At 71.3% G+C, this 19739-nt stretch carries 13 protein-coding genes; 5 read left to right on the top strand and 8 right to left on the bottom strand.

Translation table 11 applies throughout. The features are described 5' to 3' along the window. The first annotated feature begins 97 nt into the window (after positions 1-97). Entirely contained in the window at positions 98-1150 is a 1053-nt protein-coding gene (locus tag VIL67_RS06145; RefSeq protein ID WP_332047956.1) for an acyltransferase family protein, read from the top strand. Here the strand turns inward: VIL67_RS06145 and VIL67_RS06140 are convergent. Continuing rightward, a complete protein-coding gene (locus VIL67_RS06140; protein ID WP_332047955.1) occupies positions 1083-2123 on the bottom strand; it encodes a hypothetical protein in 1041 nt (346 codons plus the stop codon). The two genes, VIL67_RS06145 and VIL67_RS06140, sit on opposite strands and share 68 nt — an antisense overlap. A gap of 91 nt (positions 2124-2214) precedes the next feature. Further along, entirely contained in the window at positions 2215-5334 is a 3120-nt protein-coding gene (putA, locus tag VIL67_RS06135; RefSeq protein WP_332047954.1) for a bifunctional proline dehydrogenase/L-glutamate gamma-semialdehyde dehydrogenase PutA, read from the bottom strand. Positions 5335-5405: 71 nt separating this feature from the next. Here putA and VIL67_RS06130 point away from each other — a divergent pair, with 71 nt between their 5' ends. Continuing rightward, positions 5406-5876 carry a winged helix-turn-helix transcriptional regulator gene (locus VIL67_RS06130; RefSeq protein ID WP_332047953.1) on the top strand — a complete coding sequence of 157 codons (471 nt, stop codon included), beginning with the start codon at positions 5406-5408 and terminating at the stop codon, positions 5874-5876. Between the two features lie 239 nt (positions 5877-6115). Here VIL67_RS06130 and VIL67_RS06125 read toward each other — a convergent pair whose 3' ends face one another. Further along, positions 6116-7306 (bottom strand): OmpA family protein, encoded by a 1191-nt coding sequence (locus VIL67_RS06125; RefSeq protein WP_332047952.1) that lies wholly within the window; start codon positions 7304-7306, stop codon positions 6116-6118. Positions 7307-7842: 536 nt separating this feature from the next. Then, complete coding sequence (locus tag VIL67_RS06120; protein ID WP_332047951.1) at positions 7843-9624, bottom strand: cation:proton antiporter domain-containing protein; 1782 nt, start codon at positions 9622-9624, stop codon at positions 7843-7845. An 82-nt stretch (positions 9625-9706) separates the two neighbouring features. Here VIL67_RS06120 and VIL67_RS06115 point away from each other — a divergent pair, with 82 nt between their 5' ends. Further along, positions 9707-10183, top strand: a complete 477-nt coding sequence (locus tag VIL67_RS06115) for a copper chaperone PCu(A)C (protein ID WP_332047950.1) — start codon at positions 9707-9709, stop codon at positions 10181-10183. 100 nt (positions 10184-10283) lie between these two features. Beyond that, positions 10284-12356, top strand: coding sequence for a M13 family metallopeptidase (locus tag VIL67_RS06110; protein ID WP_332047949.1), 2073 nt, complete (start codon positions 10284-10286; stop codon positions 12354-12356). 320 nt (positions 12357-12676) lie between these two features. Here VIL67_RS06110 and hisG read toward each other — a convergent pair whose 3' ends face one another. Genes hisG through hisS form a run of 3 tightly spaced genes read right to left on the bottom strand, consistent with a single transcriptional unit; the run spans position 12677 to position 16247 of the window. After that, positions 12677-13651 carry an ATP phosphoribosyltransferase gene (hisG, locus tag VIL67_RS06105; RefSeq protein ID WP_332047948.1) on the bottom strand — a complete coding sequence of 325 codons (975 nt, stop codon included), beginning with the start codon at positions 13649-13651 and terminating at the stop codon, positions 12677-12679. Then, the gene (locus VIL67_RS06100) at positions 13648-14781 is read right to left on the bottom strand and encodes an ATP phosphoribosyltransferase regulatory subunit (protein ID WP_332047947.1); all 1134 of its coding nucleotides are present in this window, start codon (positions 14779-14781) and stop codon (positions 13648-13650) included. The genes hisG and VIL67_RS06100 overlap by 4 nt, the downstream gene beginning before the upstream one ends. After that, positions 14778-16247: a histidine--tRNA ligase gene (hisS, locus tag VIL67_RS06095; protein ID WP_332047946.1), complete on the bottom strand. Its 1470-nt coding sequence runs from the start codon at positions 16245-16247 to the stop codon at positions 14778-14780. Before hisS ends, VIL67_RS06100 begins: the two co-directional genes overlap by 4 nt. A gap of 311 nt (positions 16248-16558) precedes the next feature. On the opposite strand from hisS, the gene VIL67_RS06090 reads away from it, so the two are divergent. Continuing rightward, positions 16559-17905, top strand: coding sequence for a cytochrome P450 (locus VIL67_RS06090; protein ID WP_332047945.1), 1347 nt, complete (start codon positions 16559-16561; stop codon positions 17903-17905). 203 nt (positions 17906-18108) lie between these two features. Here VIL67_RS06090 and pgi read toward each other — a convergent pair whose 3' ends face one another. Beyond that, on the bottom strand, positions 18109-19725 hold the full coding sequence (gene pgi, locus VIL67_RS06085) for a glucose-6-phosphate isomerase (RefSeq protein WP_332047944.1): 1617 nt from the start codon (positions 19723-19725) through the stop codon (positions 18109-18111). Positions 19726-19739: the final 14 nt, after the last annotated feature.

The following is a 19739-nucleotide window of genomic DNA, read 5'->3' as shown; positions in this document are numbered from 1 at the left end:
GTTTCGGCTTCCCTCAGGGTGGCCGATCCATCGCCAGCCGTCTGGTCGCAGGCCACGGCGACTTTCCCCATCACCATTCCGTGATAGGAGGGCGCGGATGGGGGTGACGCCACAACGCTCGACGCTGCTGGGCATCCAGTACCTGCGCGCAGCCGCAGCGCTGCTCGTGCTGCTGGCGCACGCCCGCAATCCACGCCCCTGGCTGTTCAATCCCCTCGCTGGTTGGGATTTCACGGCGGGGGTCGAAATCTTCTTCGTGATCAGTGGCGTGATCATGTTCGTGACCGCGCGCGAGGCGCAGCCGCTGGAGTTCATGCGGCGGCGGGTTCTGCGGGTGGTCCCGCTCTACTGGGTCGCCACCCTGGCGTTCGTGGCCTGGCTCGCCTACCGGGATCTGGAGCCGCCCACCGGCCGCGACCTCATCCTCTCGCTTGCGATGATTCCTCACGAGGGCAGCCTGCATCGCGGCATGGTCTGGCCAGTGCTGGTGCCGGGCTGGACGCTGAACTGTGAGATGTTCTTCTACGGCCTGTTCGCCGTCGGCCTGGCGATGAAGCGGGTGATGGTCTTCACCTCGGCGGCCCTGCTCCTGCTGGTCGCCGGCGGGCTGCTGCTGACGCCGGCCGATCCGGTGCTGAAGACCTACACCAGCCCGCTGCTGCTCGCCTTCTTCTCGGGCCTGGCCATCGCCTGGCTGCGCGAGCGGTGGGCGGGGTTCGCCAGCGCCTGGGGGCTCGGAGCCCTCGGCGCGGGCCTCTTGGCGGCCCACTTCAGCCCCTGGGCCCATCTGCCGAAGCTCGGGCTGATCGCGGCCAGCGCCGCCCTGGTCGCCGGCGTGATGGCGCTGGAGCCGCGGTGGGCGCAGCGACCGAGCAAGCCGCTGCTGGCGCTTGGGGACGCGAGTTACGCCATCTACCTGTTCCACACCTTGGTGCTGGCGGTCGTGTCCTGGCGGTGCAAGACGATGGCGCTGGAGGGCTGGCTTCAGTTCCTGACGGTCGTGGGCCTCGGCGTCGTACTCTCGATCGGGGCAGGGCTGGCGCTGCACCGGTGGGTGGAAAAGCCGATGCTGGCGGCCCTGCTCAGGGTTGGCCGGCCGCGGGCGCGGGCGCCGCAGCTGGAGGCGGCGGCGTCGCAGGTTTCCCCGTAGCTTCGCGGTCCTGCGCCCGGGCGCCGGCCAGGATGTTCTCCAGCGAGTAGTTGCCCTCGTGGCAGGCGTATTCGTAGATCGGGCCCTTGGCGGCGCGCCAGGGCATCTCGGCGCGCCAGACACGGGTGAAGACGTCCGGGTCCTCCACCTCGAACTGGTAGAGGATGTCGCCGGGACCGGTGCGGGTGAAGCGCTCGGTCAGCCTGGCCCGCGGGCCGTAGGCGAAGCCGCCGCCGAGGCTGCCGATAAAGGTGTTCGGCCGCAGGTTGGTGGTCTCGACCACCAGGGTGTCGCCCTCCCACCAGCCGATGGAATCGCCCAGCCACGAGCGGACGGGATCGGCGGGACGTTTGCGGTCGGTGAGGCGCACGATGCGGACGTCGTGGTTCATCTCCACCAGGATCGCCACATGGTCCCGGGTCTGGACGACCTGATAGTGGCCGTTGAAGCCCGAGTTCATCATCGGCGGGCCTTCGGGTGAGCCGATGGCGGTGAGGCAGCGCTCGTCCTTGGGCCGGTACTCGTAGCTGTCGTAGCGGTAGCGGGTGAGCTCCCGGCCGAGCTGGCGGCCCGCGTCGCTGAGCGGCAGCCGGCCGTCCGCCGGGTCGACGATCCAGGAGGAGCGCGGCTTGCCGTCGATGCGGCCCGCGGCGAGCTGCATCTCGATGAAATCGGCGTTCTGCACCTCCTCCACCTCGGGCGGCGCGGGCAGGTTCGGGTCGATGGGCGCCTCGCTGATCAGCGGCTCGACCATCTTGCGGAAGCCGGCGGCGAGCTGCTCGGCCTCGGCCTCGGTGAGGATCAGGTTTTTGAAGTTCGGCGGCCGCTGCAGGAAGGTGACCGCGGTGTTGGTCCACAGGCCTTGCAGGTCGGGATGGCCAAAGGCGGTGCGCGGCGCCTTGTAGCCGGCGGCCTCGGCGGCCGACGCGGCGGCGAGGGCGAGCGCGAGGACGGCGATGGCAATGCGGGGCACGGGGCGCTCCAGGTCTTCAGGACCACCCCAGCATGCGAGTGGCGCCGACCGCCGCCCATGGCCGCCGGCGCCAATCGATTGATCGCTGGTTTCAGACCTCGAGGTTGAGCAGGGCGGGATCGCCGCCCTGGGCGGCGATGTTGACGCTGACCGCGCGCTCCACGGCGTAGCGCAGCAGGGCGTGCGGACCGCCGGCCTTGGGCCCTGTGCCGGAGAGGCCCTCGCCGCCGAACGGCTGGACCCCGACGACTGCCCCGATCATCGAGCGGTTCACATAGACGTTGCCGGCCGGCACAGCCTCCTGGACCTGCTCGGCGAACGACTCCAGCCGGCTGTGCACGCCGAGCGTCAGGCCGTAGCGCGCCGCCTTCACCGGCAGGGCGGCCGTCCCCAGGTCGGCGGGGTCGTAGCGGACCACATGCAGGATCGGGCCGAACACCTCTTTGCCGAGGAAGCTGGCGTCCGGGATCTCGGCCAGGGTGGGCGCGAAGAAGTGGCCCGAGGCCGGAGCGGCGATCCGGTGCAGCACCTTCGCGTCCGCCTCCAGCCGCTGGACGTGAGCCTCGAGCATGCCGCGGGCCTCGGCGTCGATCACCGGGCCCACATCGGTGCGCGGATCGGCCGGATCGCCCACCTCCAGGGTGTCCATGGCGGCGACGAGCCCTTCGATCAGGTGGTCGGCGGTCTCGTGCGGCAGGAACAGCAGGCGCAGCGCCGAGCAGCGCTGGCCGGCCGAGCCGTAGCCGGAGAGCAGGACGTCATCCAGCACCTGTTCGCGCAGGGCCGTGGTGTCCACGAACATGGCGTTCAGCCCGCCGGTCTCGGCGATGAACGGCACGATCGGGCCCTGGCGGGCGGCCAGGGTGCGGTTGATCGCCCAGGCAGTGTCGGTGCCGCCGGTGAACGCGACCCCGTCGCAGCCCTCGTGAGCCACCATGGCCTGGCCGATGGTGGCCCCGTCGCCTGGCAGCAGGTGCAGAAGGTCGGGGTCGAGGCCCGCCTGGTGGAACAGGCGCACCGCCTCGCAGGCGATCAGCGGCGTCTGCTCGGCCGGCTTGGCGAGCACGGCGTTGCCGGCCGCCAGGGCGGCGGCGATCTGGCCGGTGAAGATGGCCAGGGGGAAGTTCCACGGGCTGATGCAGGCGAACACGCCCCGGCCGCGCAGATAGAGGCGGTTGGTCTCGCCGACGGGTCCCTTTAGCGTCTCGGCGTGGGCGAACTGCTTCTCGGCGAGGCTTGCATAGTAGCGGCAGAAGTCGGCAGCCTCGCGCACCTCGGCGATGCCGTCCTGCAGAGTCTTGCCCGCCTCCCGCGCGCAGATGGCGATCAGGCGGTCACGGTGGGTCTCCAGCGCGTCGCCCATGGCGCGTAGGACCTTGGCGCGGCGTTCGCCGCCGAGCGCGTCCCAGGCCGGCTGCGCCTTGCGCGCCGCGGCGTAGGCCGCATCCACGTCCGCCGGTGTGGCGCTGGACGCGCGGCCCACTTCCAGAGCGACGTCCGCGGGCGACACGCGCGGTTCACTGGCCTGACCGGGCAGCAGGCGGCCGCTGACGATGGGTCCGCCTTGCAGCGGTTCCAGGGCGGCGAGCGCGGCCGAGAGGCGCAGCCGATCGGCGGCGGTGGAGAGGTCGAGGCCCACGGAGTTGCGGCGGCTGGGCCCGTAGAGGTCGACCGGCAGGGGAATGCGCGGATGGGGTGCGCCGCCAGTGGCCTCCACAAGGCCGACGGGATCCGACACGACCTTCGCCACCGGCGTGCGCTCGTCCAGCAGGGCGTGGACAAAGGAGGTGTTGGCGCCGTTCTCCAGCAGCCGGCGGACGAGGTAGGGCAGCAGGTCCTCGTGGCTGCCGACCGGCGCGTAGACCCGGAGGGGGAAGTCTCCGTAACGCTCCTGGGCGGCGGCGTAGAGCGCCTCGCCCATGCCGTGCAGACGCTGGAACTCGCAGGCCAGACCCGCCTGCCGCGCCATCAGTCGGACGGCGGCCAGGGTGTGGGCGTTGTGGGTGGCGAACTGGCCGTAGAGGTGCGGGGCGGCGCCGAGCAAGGCGCGGGCGCAGGCCAGGTAGGAAAGGTCGGTGGCCGCCTTGGTCGTATAGACCGGGTAGTTGGGCAGGCCGGCCACCTGGGCGCGCTTGATCTCGGAATCCCAGTAGGCGCCCTTCACCAGCCGCACCATCAGCCGCCGACCGCTCGCCCGCGCGATATCGGCGACGGCGGCGATCACCTGCGGGCTCCGCTTGGCGTAGGCCTGGACGGCGAGGCCCAGGCCTTTCCAGCCGCCGAGCTCCGGCGCATTGGCTAGCCGCTCCAGGATCTCAAGCGAGATCACCAAGCGATCGGCTTCCTCGGCGTCGAGGGTGAAGTTGATGTCGGCGGCCGACGCCTGGGCGGCGAGCCGCAAGACGCGCGGGTAGAGGTCGTTCCACACCCGCTCGGGCTGCCGCGCGTCGTAGCGCGGGGACAGCGCGGAGAGCTTGACGGAAATGCCGTGCCCCGCCTCCGGCCCCTGCCCCTTCGCCTGGGCGCCGACGACGGCGATGGCGTTGGCGTAGGCCGCCTCGTAGCGGTCGGCGTCGGCGTCGGTGCGAGCCCCCTCGCCCAGCATGTCGAACGAGCAGGTGAACCCCTCCTGCGCGGCGCGGCGGATCGCCTTGTCGATGGTGGCGCCGAGCACGAACTGCTCGCCCATGATGCGGACCGCAGCGCCGACGGCGCGACGGATCACCGGTTCTCCCAGGCGGCCGGCCAGCCGCTTGATGAAGCCGGGCAGGTTTCGGCGGGCCTCGTCGTCCGGCTCGATCAGGCGGCCGGTGAGCATGAGGCTCCAGGTGGAGGCGTTGACCAGGAACGAGTCCGACCGGCCGGCGTGGCTGGCCCAATCCGCAGAGGAGATCTTTTCGGCGATCAGTCGGTCACGGGTCTCCTCGTCGGGCGTACGCAGCAGGGCCTCGGCGAGGCACATCAGCGCCAGCCCCTCGCGGGTGGAGAGGCTGAACTCCTGGAGGAAGCTCTCCACCACCCCCTGGCGGTTGGCGGCGCGCCGGGCGGCGCGCACCAGCGCCTCGGCCTCGTCGCGAACCTGGCCGCGCTCCTCGAAGCTCAGGGGCTTGGTCTCCAGAGCGGCGGCGACCGCGGCGCGCTCGTCGAGGAACTTCTGATCGTCCAGATGATCAAACGGCACGGCGGCCTCCTGCGCAAGTTCCTCCGGCATAACGCTCTACCTGCCGAATGTGCTACGTCTCTGGGACCGGAACGCCGGAGACCTGCGGCGGAGGGGGCGAAATGGCGAACAACCTACGGCTGGACGACACAGACCGCCGGCTGCTGCGCGCGCTGCAGGCCGATGGCCGGATCAGCAACGCCGAGCTGGCGGAGCGGTGCAATCTCTCGCCGTCAGCCTGCTCCGACCGGGTGCGGCGGCTGCGCGAGGCGGGCTACATCAAGGGCTTCGCCGCCCTGCTGGACCCGGAGAAGATCGACCGCGGCGTGCTGATCTTCGTGGAGGTGGTGCTGGACCGCACCACGCCCGAGGTGTTCGACACCTTCGCCGCCGCCGCCCGGCGCTCGCCCGACGTGCTGGAGTGCCACATGGTGGCAGGCGGCTTCGACTATCTGATCAAGAGCCGGGTGAAGGACCTCGCCGCCTGGCGCGCCTTTCTGGAGGACGTCCTGGTGCGCATCCCCGGCGTGCGGGAGACCCGGACCTATGCGGTGCTGGAAGAGGTGAAGTCGACGACCCAGCTGCCGGTGTGAGGTGCGCTCAGCCTCCCCTGCGCAGCGGGGGAGGGGGACGGTTCGCCTAGGTCAGCGCCAGCTGACCGAAGAGCGGACGGTGGAGGGGGCGAACGGCCGGCAGGGCGTGGGGCTCGCCCCCTCCACCGTTCGCTGCCGCTCACCTGGGAGGCAGGGCGCGACAGCCACTCAAACGCAAGGAGCCCGGCCTTTCGGCCGGGCTCCCGCTAGCGTTCCGACTTTACCGTCGGCGATCGAGATCAGGGATTGATGTCGATCGTGGAACGACGGTTCAGCGGTTCCTTCACGCCGTCGCCGGTGGCGACCGCAGGCATGGTCTCACCCTTCCAGTCGACGGAGAGCGAGGTCTGGTTGATGCCGGCGGAGACCAGCGCGTCGGCCACGGCCTTCGCACGGCGTTCCGACAGGCGGACGTTGTAGGCCTGCGAGCCGGAGGTGTCGGCGTGGCCGACCACCACGACGCGCGTGGCGTTGCCGCTGCGGGCGTAGTTGGCGGCTTCCGTCACCACCGTCTGGGCTTCCGGCGTCAGGATGTACTGATCGAACGGGAAGTAGACGATGAACTGCCGGGCTTCGAACGCCGGAGCCGGGGGCGGCGGCGGGGGAGGCGGCGGCGGGGGCGGCGGGGGCGGCGGCGGCGGGGGCGGCGGCGGCGGCGGAGCCGCGAACGAGTACCGCAGACCCAGCGTCACCGACTGGTCGCGGTATTCGCCGCTGAACACGCCGGGTTGCAGGCTGTTGGTGCCGGTGGAGGCGAAGTCGAGGTCCGAGCCGCCGAGGTAGCGGTAGGTCAGGTCGACATTCAGGCGGTCGGTGGCGCGCCACGCCAGGCCGGCGATCAGCTGCCAGGCGAAGGCGGTGTCGTCGTCGTCGATCGCCAGGTTCTGGATCGCCGGATTGGCGGCGGTGAAGGCGCCCGGCACGTTCGAGAACTGGCCGAGGGTCTCCATCTCCACGTGGTTCACGCCGAGGCCGGCGCCCACGAAGGGATTGATCGCCGAGCCCGGGGCGAAGTCGTAGAGGATGTTGCCCATCACGGTCCACGACGTCACGTCGCCGTCCGGCGCGTTACAGGCCGGGGACGCGGCGGTGCGGACGATGCCCGGCGTGCAGAGGCCGACGATCGTGCCGGCGTCGCCATTGCCACGGACCGACTCGAGGTCGCCGCCGCGATAGCCGAGCTCGAGCTCGACGCGCCAGTTGTCGTTCAGCTGGTAGCCGAGACGCGCGAAGCCCGCCCAATCGTCTTCCTGGTTGAAGTCCCAGGCATAGGGCGCACCGTTCGGAGCGTTGGCGGACGAGGTCGCCTCGAGGCTTTCCGGCCAGTGGTAGCCGAGGTCGACGGCACCATACCAGCCGACTTGCGCTGCGGCCCCGGTCGCGGTGAACACCGCAGCCAGAGCAGCCCCTGCAAGGAGTTTCAACTTCATAATCAGAGCCCTCTCGTTGCCCGATGTGCTGCGGCCAATTGACCCAGCATCGTTATATCAAGGCCGGATGGTTGCGTAAGTGTCGCCAGAGCCACACTCAGACCGCAATTTCCCCAGCCGCGCGAACCTAAGCCAGGACGCTATACGACGAAACCCTCCGCGATCAACGGCGGGCGGAGGCGAAACGCCTCCGATCTACGACCATCCGGAAGGCCTGGCGATCTCCCGTAGGCCGAAACCTGTCTTCTGCACCTCACGCCTGCTTGAGCACTTAAGCGACGAGCGCCCGCAAGGATGCGCGAAGTCCTTGGAATACCTTGTATAGTTGCCGAAATGCCGCACTCTGGGCCCGGGCGACGATCATCCCCGCGCGGCGCGGCAACCGATCGGACCACGGACAAAGGCGAAAGCATCCCCGACTCGCACTGGCGGGCCGCACCCCTGCGGCGCCGACCCCTCAACGTCCATGGCTGCGCTTGGTTCCGGCCGTGGTGCAGTTGAGCTGCGATTCCTTTTCGCCGCTTTTCCGGCGCCGATCAGGCGCCGTCGCGTCGACGCCGCGCGCGCGTGCGGCCGCCCAGGGCTTCCGGCCTGTTCAGCTCGGACCGGAAGGCGTCGCGCCGCTCGTGGATCGAGGCGATCACCAGGCCCATCGGAACGCCGATCTCCACCAGCAGGGCCTCGGATAGCTGCAGGCTCGCCTCCACGGTTTCGGGCACCGCATCGGTGGCGCCGAGTTCGTAGAGCCGCTTGGCGTGGCGCGCATCCCGGGCGCGAGCGACGATGGTCAGGTCGGGACGCAACGCCCGGGCGGTGGCGACGATGGCCTCCGCGCCCTCCGGATTGTCCATGGTGACCACGAGGGCCGGGGCGTCTGGAAGCCCGCAGCGTTGCAGGAATTCCGGCCGCGCGGCGTCGCCGAAGTAGATGGTCTCCCCAGCCCGGCGCGCCTGCTCGACGATGCGAGCGTCCGACTCGGCGGCGACCCAGGGGATGTCGTGGTTGTGGAGCATCTCGCCGACGAGTCGGCCGACCCGGCCGTAGCCGGCGATCAGCACGCGTGGCTGGAGCTCCCGCTCGCCGGCGGCCTCGGGCGGCAACTCGGACGGCGCCACCTGCCGCCCGCCGATCCGCACCCCCAGCTGGGCCAAGAACGGCACGGCGAACATGGAGAGCGTCACCGCCACCAGCACGCTCTCCCCCAGCTGGCGGGGCACGATGTCCGTCTGCATGGCCTGACCCAGGATCACGAAGGCGAACTCGCCGCCCGCCGCCAGCAGCAGGGCGGTCTCGGCGGCCCGCCGCGTTCCCAGGCCGAAGAGGCGGGCCAGGCCGAACGTCACCAAGCCGTTGACCAGGATCAGGCCCGCGGCCGCGCCGACGATGGGCAGCGGGCGGGCGAGCAGAAGGGGCAGGTTCAGCCCGATGCCCACGGACAGGAAGAAGAGGCCGAGCAGAAGGCCTTTGAAGGGCTCGATCACCACCTCGACCTCGTGGCGGTACTCGGTTTCCGCCAGGAGCAGGCCGGCGATGAAGGCGCCCAGCGCCATGGAAAGCCCGGTGAGCGCGCTCACCAGACCGGCGCCGATCACCACAAGCAGGCAGGCGGCGACGAACAGCTCCTCGCTGCGCGCCTTGGCGACCGAGCGCAGCATGGGTCGCAGCAGCAGGCGGCCAACGACGAACAGGATGACCACGCCCAGCGCGGCGCTGGCGAAGGAGATCAGCAGGTTGGCCGCCCCGCCCCCGTCCTCGCGCCGCCCGAACAGGGCCAGGGTGACGAGAATGGGCGCCACCGCCAAGTCCTGGAACAGCAGGACGGAGAAGACGGTGCGGCCGGCCTGCGCATGCTGGCGCTTCTGCTCGGTGAGGATCGGCATGACGATGGCCGTGGACGACAGCGCCAAGGCGGCGCCGATGGCGATCGCCGCTCCTGGCGAGGCGCCGGCCAGCCAGGCCACGCCGCCGATGGCGCTGAGGCACAGCGTCACCTGGGCGGCGCCGAGGCCGAAGACGAAGCGGCGCATGAGGCGCAGACGCTCCCACGACAGTTCCAGGCCGATCATGAAAAGCAGGAAGACCACGCCGAACTCGGCGAGCTGGGCCACCTCGTCGGGGTTGTCGATGGTCAGATTGCCGATCCAGCCGAACTCGTCCGCCAGACCACCGAGCCCGAAGGGGCCGAGCAGCACGCCCGCGCCGAGGAAACCGAGGATCGGGCTGATCTTCCAGCGGCGGAACAGCGGCACGACGATGCCGGCGGTCGCCAGGAACAACACCACATCCTTGTAGGCGGCGGCCTCGACGTGCCCTTCCATCCGGTCTCCAGGTTCGCGATTCGCGGGACTATGGCGTACGGGGCCGGGTTGAGAAATCCGCCACGTGGCGTAACAGGCGGCCATGATCACGAAGCTCGCCTTCGCCGCCCTGGTGGCGGCCGCCCCGCTGGCCGTCGCGGCGCCGGCCGCCGCTCAGGGTCACATGCTGACCGTCACCAACGCCTGGAGCCGGCCCGCGGCGGCCGGGACCACGGGGGCCGGCTTCTTCACGATCACCAACGGGGCGAAGGCGGCCGACGCCCTTGTAGGCGCGCAAAGCCCCCTAGCCCAGAAGGTGGAGATCCACCGCTCCAGCCTGGAAGGCGGGGTGATGCGGATGAGCCGCCAGGCGCGCGTGCCGATCCCCGGCGCCGGCGGCCGGGCCACGTTCGCGCCGGGCGGCTACCACCTGATGCTCATCGGCCTGAAGAAGGCCCTGGCGCCGGGCGACAGCGTGCCGGTGACCCTGAGCTTCGCCAGCGGCGCGCGAGCCAAGGTGGACCTGAAGGTCGGCACAGGCCTGGCGCCCGCCGCGGACAGCGCGCACCACCACCACTGAGCCGGCGCCTCTCACCGCCGATCCTGTCCAAAATGTAACGGGTGTGACGGGCTGAGACCGGGTCATGGTCGGCGGGCTGGAACCCTTCGAGAGCCCATTCGTGACCAAGACCCTCTGGCTCGCCGCCGCCGCGGCGTCCGCGCTGCTCGCCGCCGCCCCCGCCCTGGCCCAGACCGCCTCCGCCCAGACCGCCAGCCCCGCCGCCCGCGACCTTTCCAAGGCGCCTCGCATGGGTCCCTGGGGCTTCGACCTCGCCGGCCGGGACACGAGCACCACGCCGGGCCACAGCCTCTTCCGCTGGGCGAACGGCGGCTACATGGACCGGCTGGAGATCCCCGCCGACCGCTCCACCTACGGGGCCTTCAACGTGCTGGACGAGCTGTCCCGCGAACGCATGCGCGCCGTCACCGAAAAGGCCGCCGCCGATGGCGCCGCCGCCGGCCCGTCCGCCAAGGTGGGCGCGCTCTATCGCAGCTTCATGGACGAGGCCCGGGTGGAGGCGCTGGGGGCGACCCCGCTGGCGTCCGACCTGGGCCAGATCCGCGCCGCCAGGACCCGCTCGGACCTGGCGCGCCTGATGGGCGAGTCGCAGAGGGACTTCGGCGGCTCGTTCTTCTCCGCGGCCATCTACGACGACGCCAAGGACCCGCTGAAGTATACGGTCTACCTCGGCCAGGCGGGCCTCGGCCTGCCGGACCGCGACTATTACCTGGTGGAGCGGTTCGCGCCCCAGAAGCAGGCGTACGAGGCCTATGTGGCCAAGATGCTCGGCCTCGCCGGCTGGCCCAGCCCCGCGGCCAACGCCAAAGCCATCGTCGCCCTGGAGACCGAGATCGCACGGGTCTCCTGGACGCGCGCCGAGCGGCGCGACGACGACAAGACCTACAATCCCTACGACCTGACGAAGCTGACGGCCGACGCGCCCGGCTTCGACTGGGCCGCCTTCATGGCCGGCATGGACCTGCCCTCCCGCAAGCAGGTGGTGGTGAGCGAAAACACCGCCTTCCCGAAGATCGCCGCCATCTATGGCAAGACGCCGGTGGACACGCTGAAGGCCTGGATGGCGTTCCACCTGGCCGACAACGCCGCGCCGTACCTGTCCAAGGCCTTCGACCAGGCGAACTTCGAGTTCCGCGCCAAGACCCTGTCGGGCACCCCGCAGCAGGAGCCCCGGTGGAAGCGCGGCGTGAACCTGGTGGACAACCAGGTGGGCGAGGCGCTGGGCAAGCTCTACGTCGACGCCTACTTCCCGCCGGAGAGCAAGGCCAAGATGGACGCCCTGGTGGCCGACATCAAAACCGCCATGAGGGGCCGGATCGAGAAGCTCGCCTGGATGGGGCCGGCCACCAAGGCCAAGGCGCTGGAGAAGCTCGCGAAGTTCACGGTGAAGATCGGCTATCCCGACCAGTGGCGGGACTATTCGGCGCTGAGCCTTCGCGACGACGACCTCTACGGCAACGTCAAGCGGGCGGTCGCCTTCGATTGGGCCTACCGGGCCCGACGCATCGACCAGCCGGTGGATCGCGCCGAGTGGGGCATGACCCCGCCGACCATCAACGCCTACTACTCCTCGACCAAGAACGAGATCGTCTTCCCCGCCGCCATCCTGCAGCCGCCGTTCTTCGACCCCGAGGGCGACCCGGCGATCAACTACGGCGGCATCGGCGCGGTGATCGGCCACGAGATCACCCATGGCTTCGACGACCAGGGCCGCAAGTCGGACGGCGATGGCCGGCTGAGCGACTGGTGGACCGCCGAGGACGCGGCGCGGTTCGACGCGGAGGCCAAGAAGCTCGGCAAGCAGTACGCGGCGGTGGAGATCCTGCCCGGCGCCTTCATCAACGGCGACCTGACCATGGGCGAGAACATCGCCGACCTGGGCGGCCTGCTGCTGGCGCTCGACGCCTACCACCTGTCGCTGAAGGGCCAGCCGGCGCCGGTGATCGACGGCCTGACCGGCGACCAGCGGGTGTTCCTGGGCTGGGCGCAGGTCTGGCGGGGCAAGTACCGGGACGACCGGATGCGCCAGGTGCTGGTCTCGGACCCGCACGCGCCGCCGCAGAGCCGCGTGGACCTGCCCGTGCGCAACATCGACGCGTTCTACGCCGCGTTCGGCGTCAAGCCGGGCGACCCGATGTATGTCGCGCCCGAGATGCGTGTGCGGATCTGGTGAGGCTGGCCCGACGGGGCGCCGCGCAGCCGCGGCGTCCGGGTCGGCGCGGGCGACGGCGGGCTCCGCCGTTTCTGACGCCGGCGTCAAAAAGTGCCGGCACCGAGAAAAGTTTGGCCCGCCAGGGGGGATAATCCTGGCGGGCCATCTTTGAGCAGTCGCTCGAATGAGCGGGCGTTTCCTCCCCGAAACGCCGGAGACTTCAGGACTAATGCCGTCTTGTCTCTCGCCACATGACAGAACGGCAATTTCCTGCCCGAGTCAACGGGTCCTGCACCGGTTCCCAGCACAGGCTGATCAGAATTTCGCGATCCGGCGGAATTTTACACTGTCTTTTTGACGGCTGCGCCAGAAACAGCATTGGCCAGCTTCTCGAATGAGGCGCAGGCCACGTCGAAGACGAAGTCGGGCTTGGCCACCGTGACCGGGCCGAGGCCGGCGCCCGTCAGTGCGGTAGCGGCGGCGGGAATCGCCTGGGCCTCCACGAGCAGGCCGTTAGGACGCCGGGATGCGCCGGCCGCGACGAGCTGGTCGACCACGGCGGCCTCCGCGGCGTCCCCGGCCGCAGGCCAGATCAAGGTGGCGCTCTTGAGCGCGCTGGCGCGGGCCTCCACGATCCGCAGCAGCCGCTCGGCCGCGGCGAGCTGGTCCCCGTTCCACGCGGCGCGCAGGCTGGCGGCCAGCTGCGCCTGGCTCTTCAGGATCACCCCGTCGGCGAGCGTCTTCAGTCCATTGGCCTGCAGGGTCGCCCCGGTGGTGGTGATGTCCACCACCAGCTCGGCCGCGCCCGAGGCGGGCGCGCCCTCGGTGGCGCCGCCGGACTCGACGATGCGGTAGTCGGCCACCCCGTGGCGGGCGAAGAAGGCGCGCGTCTGCACCAGGTACTTGGTGGCCACCCGCATCCGCCGGCCGGTGCGGGCCAAGTAGTCGTGGGCCACCTCCTCGAGGTCGGCCATGGTCTCCACGTCGAGCCAGCTCTTGGGCGCGGCGACCACCAGGTCGGCGCGGCCAAAGCCGAGCGCCCGCAGCAGCAGGACCCGGCCGTCCAGCTCGCCGTGCTCGCGCAGCAGGTCCTCGCCCGTGACGCCCAGGTGGACCTCGCCGGCGTCCAGGGCCTCGGCGATGTCGCCGGCCGACAGCAACCGGATCTGCGCGCCGGCCAGGCCCTTCAGCTCGGCCATGTAGCCGCGCGCCCCGCCGCTGACCTGCAACGTCAGGCCGGAGTCGGCGAGCCAAGCCTCCACCTGCTCCTTGAGACGGCCCTTGGAGGGGACCGCGACGATCAGGGGCCCGCTCATGCCTCGCCTCCCGCGAACGCGCGCCACGGCCGCACCATGCAGCCCACGGCCCGGGCCTCCGCCGCGCCGCCCAGCCGGGCCAGCAGCGAATCGTAGCGGCCGCCGACCGCCACCGGCCGGTCCGCGCCGAGCGCCTCGCTGCGCACCTCGAAGGTGAGGCCGTCGTAGTATTCAAAGGCGTGGCCCAGCGCCGGGGCGAAGCGCAGGCGCTCGGCCGGCGCCGCCGCTTCTAGCCGCGGCAGCCGCGCGTCCCATTCCGCCAGCGCCGCGTCCAGGCCCGCCGCCTGACGGCCGGCCAGCGCCCGCACCCGCGCCAGGCCGGCGGCCGCCGCATCGGAGATGGCCATGAACTCGCGGATCGCCGAGGCCTGCGCCTCGGTCAGGGCGGGCGCCGCGGCGGCCTCGGCCTTGCGGACCAGGCGCGCGGCGATCTCGGCCGGACCCCGGCCGCCCACCGGCTCCACGCCGGCCAGGGCCCAGACCTCCTGCAGCAGGGTCGCCGCCTGGGGCTCGGAGAGCCCCGACAGCATGCCGGCCAGCTGCGAGCCCTCGCCGGAGGCGGGCGCCCCGCCCGTGCGGGCCAGCTCCGCCTGCAGGAGGCGCGGCCGGCCTGCGACACGCTTCAGCCGCGCGGCCACGCCGGCCGGAAGCGACAGGCTCTCGATGAAGGCTGAGAACAGGCCGACGTCGCCGAGCCAGAGCGACAGGTCGCCCCGCCCGCCGGCGGAGGCGGCGGCCCAGGCGAGCGTCGCGGCTTCAACGTCGGCCTCGAGGCTGGGGGTGCCGGCCGGGGCGAACAGCTCCAGGCCGACCTGCACGAACTCTTCTGGCCGGTCCGCGTCGGGCGAGGCGCGATAGGCTGGCCCCTCATAGAAGTAGCGCCCGGCGGCGGCCCCCTCATCGATGTGCCGCCGTGCAATGGCCACCGTGAAATCGGGGCGCAGGCACTGCTCGCCGCCGCCTTCCGACTGCACCACGAACAGCCGCGCCCGCATGGCCTCGCCTGCCAGGTCGAGCAACAGGCCGAGCGGCTGCAGCAGGGGCGCGTCCACGCGCTCGGCGCCGGCGCCCGCCAGCGGGGCGCGGATGGCGGCGAGCGCCTCGGCCGGCACGGCGGGCTCGGTCCTCACGACGCCTGGTCCAGGATCTTGCGGACGGCTTCGATGAGCTCCGCCCGCGGGACGGTCTGCTGCCCCGGGCGCTGCTCGCGCCAGGCGGCGTTGTCGGTCACCTTGCTGGAGAGCGCGCGGCCGAGATCCAGGTCCTTGATGGTCACCGTCCCGGCCGCCAGCTCGTCCTCGCCGACGATCACGGCGGCGGGCGAGAGCCGCCGGTCGGCATACTTCATCTGGGCCTTCATGCCGGACTGGCCGAGGTAGACCTCGGCGGGGACGCCGGCGGCCCTGAGTTCGCCGGCCACGGCGAAGTAGTCGGCCATCCGGCTCTGGTCGAAGGCGATCACCACCACCGGCCCGCGCACCTGGGCGGTAAGGTCGCGGCCGGCGGCGCGCAGCGCCGCCGCCAGGCGGGAGACTCCGAACGAGAAGCCGGTGGCGGGCGTCCGCTCGCCGGTGAACCGGGCCACCAGGTCGTCGTAGCGCCCGCCCCCGCCGACCGAGCCGAAGCGCATGGGCTGGCCCTTCTCGTCGGTCGTGGAGAGCAGGAGTTCAGCCTCGAACACCGGCCCGGTGTAGTACTCCAGGCCGCGCACCACAGAGGGGTCGATCAGCGCGCGCTCGGGCCCGACGCCGAGACCCGTCAGAGCCGCGTCGATCGCCGCCAGTTCCGCCAGCCCCTCGTCGCCCTCCGCCGAGCCGCCGACCACGTTGGCGAGCGCGTCCAGGGTTTCGCGCCGGCCGCCCACGCCCGCCGCGGTGAAGGCCAGCACCCGTTCGGCCGCCGCCGCATTCAGGCCGGCGCCCTTGGTGAAGGCGCCGGACTCGTCCAACCGCCCCTCCCCCAGAAGCAGGCGCACGCCGTCGGGCCCCAGCCGGTCGAGCTTGTCCACGGCGCGCAGCACCGCCAGCTTCTGGTTGTCGTCGGCCACGCCCGCGGCCGCCATCAGCCCGTTGAGCAGCTTGCGGTTGTTGATCTTCAGGACAGCGGAGCCGGCCGGCAGGCCCGCGGCTTCCAGGCCCTGCACCGCCATGGCGATGATCTCGGCGTCGGCCTCGGGGCGGGCGGAGCCCACCGTGTCGGCGTCGCACTGGGTGAACTCGCGGAAGCGCCCGGGGCCGGGCTTCTCGTTGCGCCACACGGGGCCGAAGGCGTACCGGCGGAACGGCTTGGGCAGGGTCTCCCAGTTCTGGGCGGCGAAGCGGGCCAGGGGCGCCGTCAGGTCGTAACGCAGCGCCATCCACTGCTCGTCGTCGTCCTGCAGGGCGAAGACGCCCTCGTTCGGCCGGTCCGCGTCCGGCAGGAACTTGCCCAGGGCGTCGGCATATTCGAACGCGCCGGTGTCCAGCCGCTCGAAGCCGTAGCGCTCATAGATGGCGGAGACCGCATCCAGGATGGCGCGCTCGGCGGCCAGGTCGCGGGCGCGGCGGTCGACGAAGCCGCGCGGGACGCGCGCCTCGGGGCGGACGGTGTCGGTCATGGCGCGCGCTTAGCCTCTGCGGGCGAAGGGCTCAAGGAAGGAAGGCGCATGCTCGGGTCCTCGAAGGTTCGGCGAGGACGGAGCTGAAGTCGGCGTCAGCCCCGTCCGGTGCGGCGGGGCTGCAGGTGCGGTCGCGTCAGGCCAGACGATCCCGAACCGAGCCCTCGCGGGTCGGATGGTGGTGGTGGCCGTGATGGTGCGCGACGCGGGTCATCGCGGCGGCCTATAGCCGAGCCCAAGAGCGCTGTCATCCCGCTTGGATTTCGCAACGGAAGCCAGCTTACGTTTACGGAAAGCGGGAGGAACGACGCATGCAGCTGGTCAGCGACACCATCGAGACCGTCAGCCGGAAAGGGCACGCCTATCCGGCCGTCTATCCGGCAAGCGCCGCCGAGCTCTGGAATCCCGAGCGCTTCACCCAAGGCCCGCCGCTCGACGACCTGGCGCGCCTGCGCCGCGAGGCGCCGGTGGCCTGGAACGAGGAGCCGGGCGACCGGCCGGGCTTCTGGTCCGTCGCCCGGTACGACGACGTCATGCGGGTGAACAGCGACTACGAGACCTTCTCGTCCCAGCGCGGCGGCATCCTGATGCATCACCAGAAGTCGGAGATGCAGCTGGCCCGCGCCTCGCTGGACGCCATGATCACCCTCGACGCCCCGCTGCACATGCAGCTGCGCCGCGAGCACATGCCCTACTTCACCCCGGCCTACCTGCGGGGCCTGCAGTCGAAGGTGGAGGCGGAAGTCACCCGGCTGCTCGACGCCATGGCGCCGCTGGGCAAGTGCGACCTGGTGCCGATGCTCTCGGCCCAGCTGCCGCTCTTCACCCTGTGCGAGATCCTCGGCGTGCCGCAGGAGGACCGGCCGAAGTTCCTGCACTGGATGCACTTCCTCGAGATGGCGAACTCCTTCGCCGCCGAGCGCGCCGCCCAGGTCGGCGGCAACGTCGAGGCCCTGGCCGCCGAGCTGCCGCCCGAGGCCAAGATGTTCCTCGACGCCTTCACCGCCGCCGTACAAGAGATGTTCGAGTACGGCCGCGACATGCTGCACCGGCGGCGCGCCGATCCGCAGCCGGACCTGATGAGCGCCATCGCCCGCGCCCAGGTGGAGGGCGAGTTCCTCGCCGACGAGTACCTCGACGGCTCCTGGCTGCTGATCGTCTTCGCCGGCAACGACACCACGCGGAACACCATCTCGGGGGCGATGGAGCTGTTCACCCGCTTCCCCGACCAGAAGGCCAAGCTGCTGGCCAAACCCGAGCTGATGGGCGGCGCGGTGAACGAGATCATCCGCATGGTCAGCCCGGTGCTCTACATGCGCCGAACGGCCACCAAGGACGTGGAGGTCGCCGGCCAGCAGATCGCCGAGGGCGAGAAGGTGATCATGTACTACTGCTCGGCCAATCGCGACGAGACGGTGTTCCCGGACGCCGATCGATTCGACATCGAACGGCCGAACGCCGAGAAGCACATCGCCTTCGGCTACGGCCCGCACACCTGCATCGGCAAGCAGGTCGCCCGCCTGCAGCTGGAGGCAGTCTATCGCCAGCTGCTGGCCCGCTTCCCCGACATCCGCCAGGCCGGCCCGAAGGACGTGGCGCCGAACAACTTCGTCTACGCCATCCGCTCGATGCCGGTGGAGTTCACGCCGGCGACTTAGGCCATCTGCCTCCCCTGTGAGCGGCAGCGAGCGGGGGAGGGGGACCGTCGGCCGAGCCACAGGCGAAGAGCCGATGGTGGAGGGGGCGAGCCCCACGCATTGCCGGCCGTTCGCCCCCTCCACCATCCGCTCTCCGGTCAGCTGGCGCTGACCTCGGCGGACGGTCCCCCTCCCCCGCTTCGCAGGGGAGGCAGGACAGCGCCCTAGCTCTTCAGCCGTGCAATCAGCGCCGATGTGGAGGGGTCGTGCTCGCCGGGGGCTCCGCCCTCGAGCTCGCCGAGCACCCGGGTGGCGAGCGTCTTGCCCAACTCGACGCCCCACTGGTCGAAGCTGTTGATCCCCCAGAGCACGCCCTCGACGAAGGTCTTGTGCTCGTAGAGGGCGATCAGCGCCCCCAGGGTCTCGGGGGTCAGCCGGTCCAACAGGATGAAGCTCGACGGCCGGTCGCCCGGGAAGGTCCGCTGCGGCGCCAGCACGTCGATCTCCGCGGCCGCCAGTCCGCGCTGGGAGAGCTCCTCACGCACCTCGGCTTCGCTGCGTCCGACCAGCAGGGCCTCGGCCTGGGCGATGGCGTTGGCCAGCAGCTTCTTCTGGGCGGCGGGATCGCCCTCCGAGCCCTCCCCCACGGCGATGATGTCGAGCGGGATGACGTCGGTCCCCTGGTGCAGCATCTGGAAGAAGGCGTGCTGCACGTTGGAGCCGGCGTCGCCGAACACCGCCGCGGCGGTGGCGTGCGGCACGGGGCGCCCGTCCGCCGTCACCCGCTTGCCATTGGACTCCATCTCGAGCTGCTGGAGGAAGTTGGGCAGCAGGCGCAGGCGCTGGGCGTAGGGCACGACGGAGCGGACCGGCCGGCCCAGGCCGTTGCGGTTGAAGACATGCGCCAGGGCCAGCAGCACCGGGGCGTTGGCCTCCAGCGGCGCCTGCCGGAAGTGGTCGTCCAGGGCGGCGCCGCCGGCCAGCAGCCGGTCGAAGACTTCGGGCCCGAGCGCGATCAGGCACGACAGGCCCACCGCCGACCAAACCGAGTAGCGGCCGCCCACCCAGTCCCAGAAGCCGAACACCTGGTCGTCGCGCACGCCGAAGGCGCGGGTCTTGTCCAGGGCGGTGGAGACCGCGACCAGATGGGCGTCGGCGCCGTCGCCGAGCGCTTCACGCAGCCAGGCGCGCGCCGTCTCGGCGTTGGTCATGGTCTCCTGGGTGGTGAAGGTCTTGGAGACCACCACCACGAGCGTCTCCGCGGGATCCAGCCCGACCAGCGCCTGCTGGATCTCGGCCGGATCGACGTTGGCGGCGAAGCGCAGCTCGATCTGCGGCGCCAGCGGCCTCAGCGCCTCCCACACCAGGCGCGGGCCGAAGTCCGAGCCGCCGATGCCGATGTGCAGGATGGCCCGGAACGGCTTGCCGGTCGCGCCGCGGCGAGCCCCCGAGCGGATCTGGCCGGCGAACGCGCGCATGGCGTCCAGCACGCCCTCCACCTCGCCGGAGACCGCCTGGCCCTGAGCCTTGAACTGCGCGCCCCGGGGCGCGCGCAACGCCATGTGCAGGGCGGCCCGGCCTTCGGAAGCGTTCACCGTCTCGCCGGCGAACAGCCGCTCGCACGCAGCTTCGACCCCGCTCGCCCGCGCCAGGTCCAGGGCGGCCCCCAGCTCGGCGAGGGACCACGGCTGTTTCGAGAGATCCAGCGTCAGGCCGGCGGCCGACATCGTCAGGCGCTGGAGCCGGTCCGGCTCCTCGGCGAACAGGCTCACGATCCGGCGCGCACGGGCGCGCTCCGCGGCGGCGTGCAGGGCCGCCCAGGCGGCGTCGACTTCCGACAAGCTCTCTAGCCCCT

It is taken from the genome of Phenylobacterium sp. (assembly GCF_036563385.1).
Lineage (GTDB): Bacteria > Pseudomonadota > Alphaproteobacteria > Caulobacterales > Caulobacteraceae > Phenylobacterium.
Note: the sequence above shows the minus strand (reverse complement) of the source record. Positions and strands in the feature narration are given on the sequence as shown.